This window comes from Streptomyces sp. NBC_01465, assembly GCF_036227325.1.
Lineage (GTDB): Bacteria > Actinomycetota > Actinomycetes > Streptomycetales > Streptomycetaceae > Streptomyces.
The window spans coordinates 1,825,247-1,837,573 of sequence record NZ_CP109467.1 but is presented as its reverse complement, the minus strand read 5'-3'; the positions used below and the strand labels follow the sequence as shown (position 1 = coordinate 1,837,573).

The 12,327-nt window shown below is 69.6% G+C and carries 10 protein-coding genes; 9 read left to right on the top strand and 1 reads right to left on the bottom strand.

Annotation, left to right across the window (positions count from 1 at the left end):
* Window positions 1-18 precede the first annotated feature (18 nt).
* From ftsW to OG707_RS08400, 9 genes are all read left to right on the top strand, one after another.
* Window positions 19-1,359 (top strand): putative lipid II flippase FtsW, encoded by a 1,341-nt coding sequence (gene ftsW, locus OG707_RS08440; protein ID WP_329116010.1) that lies wholly within the window; start codon window positions 19-21, stop codon window positions 1,357-1,359.
* A 6-nt stretch (window positions 1,360-1,365) separates the two neighbouring features.
* Window positions 1,366-2,460 (top strand): undecaprenyldiphospho-muramoylpentapeptide beta-N-acetylglucosaminyltransferase, encoded by a 1,095-nt coding sequence (gene murG / locus OG707_RS08435; protein WP_329116008.1) that lies wholly within the window; start codon window positions 1,366-1,368, stop codon window positions 2,458-2,460.
* 17 nt (window positions 2,461-2,477) lie between these two features.
* A complete protein-coding gene (locus OG707_RS08430) occupies window positions 2,478-3,290 on the top strand; it encodes a cell division protein FtsQ/DivIB (RefSeq protein WP_329116007.1) in 813 nt (270 codons plus the stop codon).
* Window positions 3,291-3,565: 275 nt separating this feature from the next.
* Complete coding sequence (gene ftsZ / locus OG707_RS08425; RefSeq protein WP_329116005.1) at window positions 3,566-4,768, top strand: cell division protein FtsZ; 1,203 nt, start codon at window positions 3,566-3,568, stop codon at window positions 4,766-4,768.
* Window positions 4,769-4,785: 17 nt separating this feature from the next.
* A complete protein-coding gene (gene pgeF / locus OG707_RS08420; protein WP_443071287.1) occupies window positions 4,786-5,493 on the top strand; it encodes a peptidoglycan editing factor PgeF in 708 nt (235 codons plus the stop codon).
* A 6-nt stretch (window positions 5,494-5,499) separates the two neighbouring features.
* Entirely contained in the window at window positions 5,500-6,219 is a 720-nt protein-coding gene (locus OG707_RS08415) for a YggS family pyridoxal phosphate-dependent enzyme (RefSeq protein WP_329116001.1), read from the top strand.
* A 141-nt stretch (window positions 6,220-6,360) separates the two neighbouring features.
* A complete protein-coding gene (locus tag OG707_RS08410) occupies window positions 6,361-6,978 on the top strand; it encodes a cell division protein SepF (protein WP_329115999.1) in 618 nt (205 codons plus the stop codon).
* Window positions 6,979-7,049: 71 nt separating this feature from the next.
* Window positions 7,050-7,334 carry a YggT family protein gene (locus tag OG707_RS08405; protein WP_329115997.1) on the top strand — a complete coding sequence of 95 codons (285 nt, stop codon included), beginning with the start codon at window positions 7,050-7,052 and terminating at the stop codon, window positions 7,332-7,334.
* A 49-nt stretch (window positions 7,335-7,383) separates the two neighbouring features.
* Window positions 7,384-8,553, top strand: a complete 1,170-nt coding sequence (locus tag OG707_RS08400) for a DivIVA domain-containing protein (RefSeq protein ID WP_329115995.1) — start codon at window positions 7,384-7,386, stop codon at window positions 8,551-8,553.
* A gap of 236 nt (window positions 8,554-8,789) precedes the next feature.
* Here OG707_RS08400 and ileS read toward each other — a convergent pair whose 3' ends face one another.
* Window positions 8,790-11,927 carry an isoleucine--tRNA ligase gene (gene ileS / locus OG707_RS08395; RefSeq protein WP_329115993.1) on the bottom strand — a complete coding sequence of 1,046 codons (3,138 nt, stop codon included), beginning with the start codon at window positions 11,925-11,927 and terminating at the stop codon, window positions 8,790-8,792.
* Window positions 11,928-12,327 lie beyond the last annotated feature (400 nt).

The window sequence follows — 12,327 nt, the reverse complement described above, 5'->3', positions numbered from 1 at the left end:
GCTGGAGGGGACAGGGACATGCCGGCCAATGACAGAGGCGGGCGTGGTGGCACAGGGACAGCACGCCGCCCTGCCGCCCCGCGCCGCTCGACGCCGCCGTCGCGACCGCGGGGCAACAACCCCGTCGCGCGGGCACGCGGACTGTACGACCAGGCGCGCCGCACCTGGGACCGGCCGCTGACGGCGTACTACCTCATCGTCGGCGCCGGCCTGCTGATCCTGGTGCTCGGCCTGGTGATGGTCTACTCCGCCTCGATGATCAAGGCGCTGGAGCTGGACCTGCCCGGTTCGTACTTCTTCCGCAAGCAGCTCCTCGCCGCGGTCCTCGGCTCCGGCCTGATGGTCATCGCCACCCGCGTCCCGCTGAAGCTGCTGCGGGCGTTCACCTACCCGCTCCTCGCGGGCACGGTCTTCGCGATGTGCCTCGTGCAGATCCCCGGCATAGGGGTCTCCCAGGGCGGCAACCGCAACTGGATCTCGCTCGGCGGCCCGTTCATGCTCCAGCCCAGCGAGTTCGGCAAGCTCGCCCTCATCCTGTGGGGCGCCGACCTGCTCGCCCGCAAGCAGGACAAGAAGCTGCTGACCCAGTGGAAGCACATGCTGGTGCCGCTCGTCCCGGTCGCCTTCATGCTGCTCGGGCTGATCATGCTCGGCGGCGACATGGGTACGGCGATCGTGCTGACCGCGATCCTCTTCGGCCTGCTCTGGCTGGCCGGCGCACCCACCCGGCTCTTCGCGGGCGTGCTCGCCTTCGCCGGATTCCTCGGATTCATACTGATCAGCAGCAACCCCAACCGGATGTCGCGCCTCAACTGCATCGGCGCCACCGACATCGGCCCCCAGGGCCAGTGCTGGCAGGCGGTGCACGGAATCTACGCCCTGGCGTCCGGCGGATGGTTCGGATCCGGACTCGGTGCGAGTGTGGAAAAATGGGGTCAACTCCCCGAGCCCCACAACGACTTCATCTTCGCCGTCACCGGTGAGGAACTGGGGCTGGCGGGGACGCTGTCAGTACTCGCCCTGTTCGCGGCTCTAGGCTATGCGGGTATCCGCGTGGCCGGACGCACGGAGGACCCCTTCGTGAGGTACGCAGCGGGAGGTGTGACCACCTGGATCACCGCTCAGGCAGTGATCAACATCGGTGCGGTGCTCGGCCTGCTGCCGATCGCCGGTGTCCCGCTCCCGCTGTTCTCCTACGGGGGCTCCGCCCTGCTGCCGACCATGTTCGCGGTCGGGTTGCTCATCGCGTTCGCGCGGGAGGAACCGGGCGCGAAGGCGGCCCTCGCCATGCGGAGGCCCGGGGTGAGATGGAAGTCGATGAGACGGCGCGTCAAGAAGCGTCCGTCCGGAGAGCGGTGAATTTCGGTGCATGTCGTACTCGCCGGTGGGGGGACCGCCGGCCACATCGAGCCGGCGCTCGCCCTCGCGGATGCCCTGCGCAGGCAGGACCCGACCGTGGGCATCACCGCCCTCGGCACGGAACGCGGCCTTGAGACCCGTCTCGTCCCCGAGAGGGGTTACGAACTCGGGCTGATCCCCGCCGTACCGCTGCCGCGCAGGCCCACCCCCGAACTGATCACCGTCCCCGGGCGGCTGCGCGGCACCATCAAGGCCGCCGAGCAGATCCTGGAGCGTACGAAGGCGGACTGCGTCGTCGGCTTCGGCGGCTACGTCGCCCTGCCCGGCTACCTCGCGGCCAAGCGCCTCGGCGTGCCGATCATCGTCCACGAGGCCAACGCCCGCCCCGGCCTGGCCAACAAGATCGGCTCGCGGTACGCGGCCGCCGTGGCCGTCTCCACCCCCGACAGCAAACTGCGCGGCGCCCGCTACATCGGCATCCCGCTGCGCCGCACCATCGCCACCCTCGACCGCGCGGCCGTACGCCCGGAAGCGCGCGCCGCGTTCGGCCTCGACCCCAACCTGCCCACCCTGCTGGTCTCCGGCGGATCGCAGGGAGCCCGGCGCCTCAACGAGGTTGTCCAGCAGGTCGCCCCGGTGCTCCAGCGCTCCGGCATCCAGATCCTGCACGCGGTCGGCCCCAAGAACGAGCTGCCGCGTGTCGACAACATGCCGGGTATGCCGCCGTACATCCCGGTACCGTACGTGGACCGCATGGACCTCGCGTACGCCGCGGCCGACATGATGCTCTGCCGGGCCGGCGCGATGACCGTGGCCGAACTCACCGCCGTCGGGCTCCCCGCCGCCTATGTCCCGCTGCCCATCGGCAACGGCGAACAGCGGCTCAACGCCCAGCCGGTGATCAACGCGGGCGGCGGCCTGCTGGTGGACGACGCACAGCTCACCCCCGAGTGGGTGCAGGGCAACGTCCTTCCGGTGCTCGCCGATCCGCACCGTCTGTTCGAGATGTCCCGCGCAGCCGCCGAGTTCGGCCGCAGGGACGCCGACGACCTGCTCGTCGGCATGGTGTACGAGGCGATTGCCGCACGCCGCGGCGCGTGACCCAGCGAGGAGCGAGCGTGGCCGGCCCCACAAGTGCCCAGACTGCACAGCGCGGAGCCCAGCGGGGCGGGGCCCCGGCGGACGGCCGCCCGCCCGCGGGACGCGGTCCCCGGGGCGGCCTCCGCCGCCCCGGCCGGCGCCTGGTGATCCTGGTGCTGGCGCTCGCCCTGCTGCTCACGGCGGGCGGAATCTGGCTGCTTTACGGCTCCACTTGGCTGCGCGTCGAGCGGGTCAAGGTCTCCGGGACGGAGGTTCTGACCCCGGACGAGGTCAAGTCGGCCGCCGCCGTACCGATCGGCGCACCGTTGATTTCAGTCGACACCGATGCGATGGCGGCCAGGCTCCGGCAGAAATTGCCGCGAATCGACTCGGTGGACGTCGTCCGTTCATGGCCGCACGGGATCGCTCTCAAAGTGACCGAACGACAGCCCGTACTGCTCATGAAGAAGGCCGGGGAGTTCACCGAAGTCGACGCCGAAGGCGTCCGTTTCGCCACGGTCGAAAGGGCGCCGAAGCGCGTTCCGGTTCTGGAATTGACAGCCGGTCAGTCACCGAGCCTGCTGCGCTTCCCCGTGGACCGGCTGATCCGTGAAGCAGTTCAGGTCGCAGGTGAACTCCCGGCCCCTGTAGCCAAGGACACGCGTACCATCCGTATCAGTTCGTATGACAATGTGGCACTTGAGTTGAGCGGCGGCCGCACCGTCGCGTGGGGGAGCGGTGAGTTCGGCGCGGCGAAGGCGCGGGCGCTCACCGCGCTGATGAAAGCCGTTCCGAAGGCATCGCACTTCGACGTGACAGCCCCCACCGCCCCTGCCGCGTCAGGGAGTTGACGCACATATGCGCTGGCCAGCACCCTGGCTGGGCAGCGCAACGGCTGATCACATAGGGTGAAAAGAAAAACGGGAGGTTCGGCGTGTTCGTTGAACGTGCGCCACTTGTCGACTTAGTGTCTCGTTCGGAGAGTCCAAGGAACAGACACACTGGTAACCCTAAACTTCACGGTTAGGGTTCGGGTCGGCGTTCGGACCGTCCCATCGGCATCCGTCGTCAGCGGCGCAACCAGCGCGCAGCGGCGACACGTAACTCGAGGCGAGAGGCCTTCGACGTGGCAGCACCGCAGAACTACCTCGCAGTCATCAAGGTCATCGGTGTCGGCGGCGGTGGTGTCAATGCCATCAACCGAATGATCGAGGTCGGCCTCAAGGGCGTTGAGTTCATCGCGATCAACACTGATGCACAAGCCCTGTTGATGAGCGACGCCGACGTCAAGCTCGACGTCGGCCGCGAACTGACCCGCGGCCTCGGCGCCGGGGCCAACCCGGCAGTCGGACGCAAGGCGGCAGAGGACCACCGCGAGGAGATCGAGGAGGTCCTCAAGGGGGCCGACATGGTCTTCGTCACCGCCGGCGAAGGCGGCGGCACCGGAACGGGCGGCGCACCTGTCGTCGCCAACATCGCCCGCTCGCTGGGCGCACTCACCATCGGCGTGGTCACCCGCCCCTTCACCTTCGAGGGCCGGCGCCGCGCCAACCAGGCGGAGGACGGCATCGCCGAGCTCCGCGAAGAGGTCGACACCCTCATCGTCATCCCCAACGACCGGCTGCTGTCCATCTCGGACCGCCAGGTCAGCGTGCTCGACGCCTTCAAGTCGGCGGACCAGGTCCTGCTGTCCGGTGTCCAGGGCATCACCGACCTGATCACCACGCCGGGTCTGATCAACCTCGACTTCGCCGACGTCAAGTCGGTCATGTCCGAGGCGGGTTCGGCGCTCATGGGCATCGGCTCGGCCCGCGGCGACGACCGCGCGGTGGCCGCAGCGGAGATGGCGATCTCCTCGCCGCTCCTCGAGGCGTCCATCGACGGTGCCCGCGGCGTGCTGCTCTCCATCTCCGGCGGCTCGGACCTCGGTCTCTTCGAGATCAACGAGGCCGCGCAACTGGTGAGCGAGGCGGCCCACCCCGAGGCCAACATCATCTTCGGCGCCGTCATCGACGACGCCCTGGGCGACGAGGTTCGGGTCACGGTCATCGCGGCGGGCTTCGACGGCGGACAGCCGCCGACCCGCAGGGAGAACGTGATCGGTTCCGCTTCGGCCAAGCGCGAGGAGCCCGCCCCGGCGCGCCCGAGCGAGACGTCCCGTCCGCTGGGCGGACTCGGAGCCGTCACGCAGCGGGACGAGCCCCCGGTCGAGACCGCTCCGGTCAACGAGGTGCCGGCCGCGCCGGTCGCCCCGCCGCACGTCCCGCCGGCCCGTCCGTACCAGGACACCCAGGCCGAAGAGCTGGACGTACCGGACTTCTTGAAGTGATAACGGAGCAAAACCACGTGAGCGGCGCGCACTTCGCATTCACCGACAGGTGGGGCGGGGTGAGCGCCGTTCCGTACGAAGAGCTCAATCTCGGCGGCGCGGTCGGCGACGAGGCCTCGGCCGTACTCGCCAACCGCGAGCTCGCGGCCAAGACGCTGGGTCTGGATCCGGCGCGGGTCGTCTGGATGAACCAGGTGCACGGGCGGGACGTGGCCGTGGTCGACGGCCCCTGGGGCGCGGGCGAACCGTCCGCCGTGGACGCCGTGGTGACAGCTCGTCGCGGGCTCGCGCTCGCCGTGCTCACCGCGGACTGCACGCCGGTCCTGCTCGCCGACCCGGTCGCGGGCATCGCGGCCGCCGCTCACGCGGGGCGCCCGGGACTGGTCGCCGGGGTCGTTCCGGCCGCCGTCGAGGCGATGGTCTCGCTCGGCGCCGACCCGGCCCGGATCGTCGCCCGTACCGGCCCCGCGGTCTGCGGACGCTGCTACGAGGTTCCGGCGGACATGCGGGACGAGGTCGCGCGGAGTGTCCCCGAGGCCCGGGCGGAGACGAGTTGGGGCACCCCCTCGGTCGACGTCGTGGGCGGTGTGCACGCGCAACTCGAGGCGCTCGGCGTCCGGGACCGGCAGCGGTCCGGGGTCTGCACGCTGGAATCGCCCGATCACTTCTCGTACCGACGCGACCGCACCACAGGGCGGCTCGCCGGATATGTCTGGCTGGACTGACAGGACATGACGGACCGTAGAGACGAACTCGCCGCGAATCTGGCGCATGTGGAGGAACGCATCGCGTCCGCCTGTGCTGCCGCAGGGCGCAAACGGGACGACGTCACTCTCATCGTGGTCACCAAGACCTACCCCGCGAGCGATGTGCGGCTGCTCTCGGAGCTGGGCGTGCGCCACGTCGCGGAGAACCGCGACCAGGACGCCGCACCCAAGGCCGAGGCGTGTGCGGATCTGCCGCTTTCCTGGCATTTCGTCGGGCAACTGCAGACCAATAAGGTCCGATCCGTGACCAGTTACGCCGATGTGGTGCAATCCGTCGACCGCGCGAAGCTCGTCACCTCCCTCTCCACCTCGGTGGTGCGGGCAGGGCGCGAGCTCGGGTGCCTCATCCAGGTCGCCCTGGACGCCGAGTCGGGCGAGCGGGGCGAGCGCGGCGGTGTTGCGCCGGACGGTGTCGATGAGTTGGCCGCACTGGTGGCCGGCTCCCCAGGACTGCGGCTCGACGGTCTGATGACCGTCGCTCCGCTCGCCGGCCCGTACGCGGGGCGGCAACAGGCGGCGTTCGAGCGGCTGATGGAAATCTCATCCGGCCTGCGCGCAGCCCATCCGGCTGCGAACATGGTGTCAGCAGGGATGAGTGCGGACCTCGAAGATGCCGTGGCCGCCGGTGCGACACATGTGCGCGTCGGTACTGCGGTACTCGGAGTTCGCCCCAGGCTCGGGTAGCGTCGCCAAGCAAGTCGGACCACAGCAGAAAATATGGTCATTCCCGCTGTTCGGCGGGGAGGCCGCGTGGATCGCGGGCGCTTGGTGGCACTGCAGCATGGGCACAAGGGCCGATCCACCACAGAGCGGAGGACTCAGAGCATGGCCGGCGCGATGCGCAAGATGGCGGTCTACCTCGGCCTCGTGGAGGACGACGGTTACGACGGCCCGGGGTTCGACCCCGACGACGAATTCGAACCCGAGCCGGAGCCCGAGCGCGACCGGCGGCGGCACCAGCCCACGCATCAGTCGCAGCAGGACGAACCGGTACGAGTCGTGACACCGCCCGCCCAGCGCGAGGCGTCCCACCGACCCGCCCCGCTTCCCGCGGAAAGCGGACGTCCTGCGCGAATTGCCCCCGTGGCGTCCATCACACCTGAACGCCCGAGCATGGAGAAGAACGCCCCGGTGATCATGCCCAAGGTTGTGTCCGAGCGGGAGCCCTACCGCATCACCACATTGCACCCTCGGACCTACAACGAGGCCCGTACCATCGGGGAACACTTCCGTGAGGGCACTCCGGTGATCATGAATCTCACGGAGATGGACGACACGGACGCGAAGCGACTTGTCGACTTCGCGGCAGGACTCGTCTTCGGTCTGCATGGCAGCATTGAGCGGGTGACGCAGAAGGTGTTCCTGTTGTCGCCTGCTAACGTCGATGTCACGGCGGAGGACAAAGCCCGTATCGCAGAGGGCGGTTTCTTCAACCAGAGCTGAGACAAGACACCGGGTACAACCCCGGCCGGGAGGCCGGAAGACTGGCGAGACAGGGGAGAGGGAAGCGCGAGATGGGCATCGCACTACAGGTGATCTACATCGCGCTGATGTGCTTCCTGATTGTCCTGATCTTCCGGCTTGTCATGGACTACGTCTTCCAGTTCGCCCGTTCATGGCAACCCGGCAAGGCGATGGTGGTCGTTCTGGAGGCCACCTACACTGTCACCGATCCACCGCTCAAGCTTCTGCGGCGATTCATCCCGCCGCTGCGTCTCGGGGGCGTGGCACTCGACCTGTCCTTCTTCGTTCTGATGATCATCGTCTACATCCTGATCAACATTGTGAGCCGGGTGTGAACGATACGGTCCTGCCGACTGCCGACGACTACGTAGAGGTGAAGAAGAGATGCCGTTGACCCCCGAGGACGTGCGGAACAAGCAGTTCACGACCGTCCGCCTCCGAGAAGGTTATGACGAGGACGAGGTCGATGCCTTCCTCGACGAGGTCGAGTCCGAGCTGACCCGACTCCTTCGTGAGAACGAGGATCTGCGCGCCAAGCTCGCTGCCGCGACGCGTGCCGCCGCGCAGAACCAGCAGCAGGGCATGCGCAAGCCGGAGCCGCAGGACGGACGCGGCGGCCCGGGTGCGCCGGTGCCTGCCGCCATATCCGGACCGCCGCAGGTCCAGCAGCAGCCGCAGATGGGCCCGCCGCAGCTCGGCCCGGGTGCCCCGCAGCTGCCGCCGGGTCCCGGTGGCCACGGTCCCGGCCCGCAGGGCCAGCACGGTCCCGGTCCGATGGGTCAGGGCCCCATGGGTCAGGGTCAGTTGGGCCAGGGCCCCATGGGTCAGAACCAGCTCGGCCAGGGCCCCATGGGCCAGGGTCCGATGGGCGGCCCCATGGGTCAGGGTCCGATGGGCGGCCCCATGGGCGGCCACGGTCCGCAGCTTCCGCAGCAGGGCCCCGGCGGCGACAGCGCCGCGCGTGTCCTTTCGCTCGCGCAGCAGACCGCCGACCAGGCGATCGCGGAGGCCCGTTCCGAGGCCAACAAGATCGTCGGCGAGGCCCGTTCGCGCGCCGAGGGTCTGGAGCGGGACGCCCGTGCCAAGGCCGACGCCCTGGAGCGGGACGCGCAGGAGAAGCACCGCGTGGCGATGGGCTCCCTCGAGTCCGCCCGCGCGACGCTGGAGCGCAAGGTCGAGGACCTGCGCGGCTTCGAGCGCGAGTACCGTACGCGTCTGAAGTCCTACCTGGAGTCGCAGCTGCGTCAGCTGGAGACCCAGGCCGACGACTCGCTCGCGCCGCCGCGCACCCCGTCCGCACCGTCGCTGCCTTCGGCTCCGTCGATGCAGCCGGCCGGTGCGGGTGCGATGGGTCACGGCGGTCACACCATGGGCGGTCAGCAGTCCATGGGCGGGCAGCCCTCGATGGGCGGAGCCCCGTCGTACGGCGGCCAGCAGCAGATGTCGCCCGCGATGACGCAGCCGATGGCGCCGGTGCGGCCGCAGGCGCCGCAGCCGATGCAGCAGGCTCCTTCGCCGATGCGTGGCTTCCTGATCGACGAGGACGACAACTGACGGGCGGTTCGCGCGTGATGAGCGCGTAGCCGTCGGCAGGCTGAGGGCAGGGCCCCGGGATTCCCCGGGGCCCTGCCCTTTTGCGCTGCGCGCGGCAGGGGTGCGGTGGACGGGAGCGGGTTCGCAGGTGGCGTCGGGGGGTTGTGCCCACCCGTTCCGCCCTGCGGAACGATTGCCCACAACCTATGCAGAAGGCCCGGCCGGTGGTTCCGGCCGGGCCTTTGCGTGGTGCGGTGCTACTTCTCCGTCTTGCGGAGGTGGAACGTCAGGGACAGGCCCTCGTCCGTGAAGGGGGTGCCGAACGTGTCGTCGGGCTCGCCCTCCGCGTAGTCCAGGGCCAGGACCTCGTCCGTGATCAGGGGGGCGTGTTCCGTCAGGGCCTCGGACGTGGCCGGGTCCGTTGTCGTCCAGCGGACGGCGATGCGGTCCGCCACGTCCAGGCCGCTGTTCTTGCGGGCCTCCTGGATCAGGCGGATCGCGTCACGGGCCAGGCCCGCGCGCTTCAGCTCCGGGGTGATCTCCAGGTCCAGGGCGACCGTCGCTCCGGAGTCGGAGGCGACGGACCAGCCCTCGCGCGGGGTCTCCGTGATGATGACCTCGTCGGGGGAGAGGGCGACCTCTTCGCCTTCCACCGTCACCGTCGCCGTTCCCTCGCGCAGGGCGAGGGAGAGCGCTGCCGCGTCCGCCTCGGCGACCGCCTTCGCGACCGCCTGGACTCCCTTGCCGAAACGCTTGCCCAGCGCCCGGAAGTTGGCCTTCGCCGTCGTGTCGACGAGCGAGCCGCCCACCTCGGAGAGGGAGGCGAGGGAGGTGACGTTCAGCTCCTCCGTGATCTGGGCGTGCAGGTCGGGGGAGAGGGACTCGAAGCCCGACGCCGCGACCAGGGCGCGGGAGAGGGGCTGGCGGGTCTTGACTCCCGACTCGGCGCGCGTGGCGCGGCCCAGCTCCACCAGGCGGCGTACCAGCGCCATCTGGGAGGAGAGGGTCGGGTCGATCGCCGACAGGTCCGCCTTGGGCCAGGAGGAGAGGTGGACCGACTCGGGGGCGTCCGGGGTCACCGGCGCCACCATGTCCTGCCAGACCCGCTCCGTGATGAAGGGGGTCAGCGGGGCCATCAGGCGGGTGACCGTCTCCACGACCTCGTGGAGGGTGCGGAGCGCCGCCTTGTCGCCCTGCCAGAAGCGGCGGCGCGAGCGGCGGACGTACCAGTTGGAGAGGTCGTCGACGAAGGCGGAGAGCTGCTTGCCGGCGCGCTGGGTGTCGTACGACTCCAGGGCCTGGGTGACCTGGTCGACCAGGGCGTTGAGTTCGCTCAGCAGCCAGCGGTCCAGGACCGTGCGGTCCTCGGGGGCCGGATCGGCCGCCGAGGGCGCCCAGTTGGACGTGCGGGCGTACAGGGCCTGGAAGGCGACCGTGTTCCAGTAGGTGAGGAGCGTCTTGCGGACGACCTCCTGGATCGTGCCGTGGCCCACCCGGCGGGCCGCCCAGGGCGAGCCGCCGGCCGCCATGAACCAGCGCACCGCGTCCGCGCCGTGCCGGTCCATGAGCGGGATCGGGTCGAGGGTGTTGCCCAGGTGCTTGGACATCTTGCGGCCGTCCTCGGCGAGGATGTGGCCCAGGCAGACCACGTTCTCGTACGAAGACTTGTCGAAGACCAGCGTGCCCACCGCCATGAGCGTGTAGAACCAGCCGCGGGTCTGGTCGATGGCCTCGGAGATGAACTGCGCCGGGTAGCGGCTCTCGAAGAGCTCCTTGTTCTGGTACGGGTAGCCGTACTGGGCGAAGGGCATCGAACCCGAGTCGTACCAGGCGTCGATGACCTCCGGGACGCGCGTCGCCGTCTGCTCGCAGGTGGGGCAGGGGAAGGTGACTTCGTCGATGTACGGGCGGTGCGGGTCCAGGTCGGAGAGGTCCGTGCCGGTGAGCTGGGAGAGCTCGGCGCGGGAGCCGATGACCGTGAGGTGGTCGTCCTCGCAGCGCCAGATCGGGAGCGGGGTGCCCCAGTAGCGGTTGCGGGAGAGCGCCCAGTCGATGTTGTTGTTCAGCCAGTCGCCGAAGCGGCCCTGCTTGACCGACTCCGGGTACCAGTTGGTCTTCTCGTTCTCGCGCAGCATCGCGTCCTTGACCGCGGTGGTGCGGATGTACCAGGACGGCTGCGCGTAGTAGAGCAGCGCGGTGTGGCAGCGCCAGCAGTGCGGGTAGCTGTGCTCGTACGGGACGTGGCGGAAGAGGCGGCCGCGTTCCTGGAGGTCGGCCACCAGCTTTTCGTCGGCCTTCTTGAAGAAGACGCCGCCCACGAGGGGGACTTCCTCCTCGAAGGTGCCGTCGGGGCGGACCGGGTTGACCACGGGCAGGCCGTACGCCTTGCAGACCTGGAGGTCCTCGGCGCCGAAGGCGGGGGACTGGTGGACGAGGCCGGTGCCGTCCTCGGTGGTGACGTACTCGGCGTTGACCACGTAGTGGGCCTCGGCCGGGAACTCGATGAAGTCGAAGGGGCGCTCGTACGTCCAGCGCTCCAGCTCGGCGCCGGTGAAGGTCGTGCCGGTGGACTCCCAGCCTTCGCCGAGTGCCTTGGCGAGGAGGGGTTCGGCGACTACCAGGTTCTCTTCGCCGTTGGTCGCCACGACGTAGGTGACGTCGGGGTGGGCCGCGACCGCCGTGTTGGAGACCAGCGTCCAGGGGGTCGTCGTCCAGACCAGGAGGGCGGCCTCGCCCGCCAGGGGGCCGCTGGTGAGGGGGAAGCGGACGAAGACCGAGGGGTCGACGACCGTCTCGTACCCCTGCGCCAGCTCGTGGTCCGAGAGGCCGGTGCCGCAGCGCGGGCACCAGGGGGCGACGCGGTGGTCCTGGACGAGGAGGCCCTTGTTGAAGATCTCCTTCAGCGACCACCAGACCGACTCGACGTAGGACGGGTCCATGGTGCGGTACGCGTTGTCGAGGTCGACCCAGTAGCCCATGCGGGTCGTCAGGTCGGAGAACGCGTCGGTGTGGCGGGTGACGGACTCGCGGCACTTGTCGTTGAAGGCGGCGATGCCGTACGCCTCGATCTCGGGCTTGCCGCTGAAGCCGAGCTCCTTCTCGACGGCGAGCTCGACGGGCAGGCCGTGGCAGTCCCAGCCGGCCTTGCGGGGGACGTGGTAGCCCTGCATCGTGCGGAAGCGGGGGAAGACGTCCTTGAAGACGCGGGCCTCGATGTGGTGGGCGCCGGGCATGCCGTTGGCGGTCGGCGGGCCCTCGTAGAAGACCCACTCGGGTCGGCCTGAAGACTGTTCGAGGCTCTTGTCGAAGACCTTGCTCTCGCGCCAGAAATCGAGCACGGCGTGCTCAAGGGCGGGCAGGTCGACCTGGGCGGGCACCTGGCGGTACTGCGACATCGGATCTTCCTCCGGCGGATGTGTCCTGCTTCCGTCGGAGGGACGAGAGCACTCGGCTCCCGCGGTACCACCCTCCTTGGCCCCGGGCGTGCGCCCGTGGCCCCCTCATTGGGGTCGCGATGCCGGGTCTAGTCGGCTCCCGTGCGACGGGGGCCTTTCTTCCGGCGGCTCCGGGGTGATCTTCGTGTCGCGCCTGCCTCCGGGCTCACACCGTCCCCGGATCGCTCTTGGCCGCGTACGACGCTACTCGTCCCATCTGCGCCTCTCGCTGAGGCCAGTGTACGGGCCGCCCGACGGGTCGGCCGACCGGTTTTCGAGGCGTGCGGGCGGGGTGCGCCGATGACCCGAAGGGGCGTACGTCCTCTGTTGGAGTCCGGCTGCGTCCCCGGGGCGGATTACC

Excerpts from the sequence above, each read along its gene's own strand:
- OG707_RS08400 (WP_329115995.1), top strand. The coding sequence starts at position 7,384 with ATGCCGTTGACCCCCGAGGACGTGCGGAACAAGCAGTTCACGACCGTC.
- ileS (WP_329115993.1), bottom strand. The coding sequence starts at position 11,927 with ATGTCGCAGTACCGCCAGGTGCCCGCCCAGGTCGACCTGCCCGCCCTT.
- ftsW (WP_329116010.1), top strand. The coding sequence starts at position 19 with ATGCCGGCCAATGACAGAGGCGGGCGTGGTGGCACAGGGACAGCACGC.
- OG707_RS08405 (WP_329115997.1), top strand. The coding sequence starts at position 7,050 with ATGGGCATCGCACTACAGGTGATCTACATCGCGCTGATGTGCTTCCTG.
- OG707_RS08410 (WP_329115999.1), top strand. The coding sequence starts at position 6,361 with ATGGCCGGCGCGATGCGCAAGATGGCGGTCTACCTCGGCCTCGTGGAG.
- OG707_RS08415 (WP_329116001.1), top strand. The coding sequence starts at position 5,500 with ATGACGGACCGTAGAGACGAACTCGCCGCGAATCTGGCGCATGTGGAG.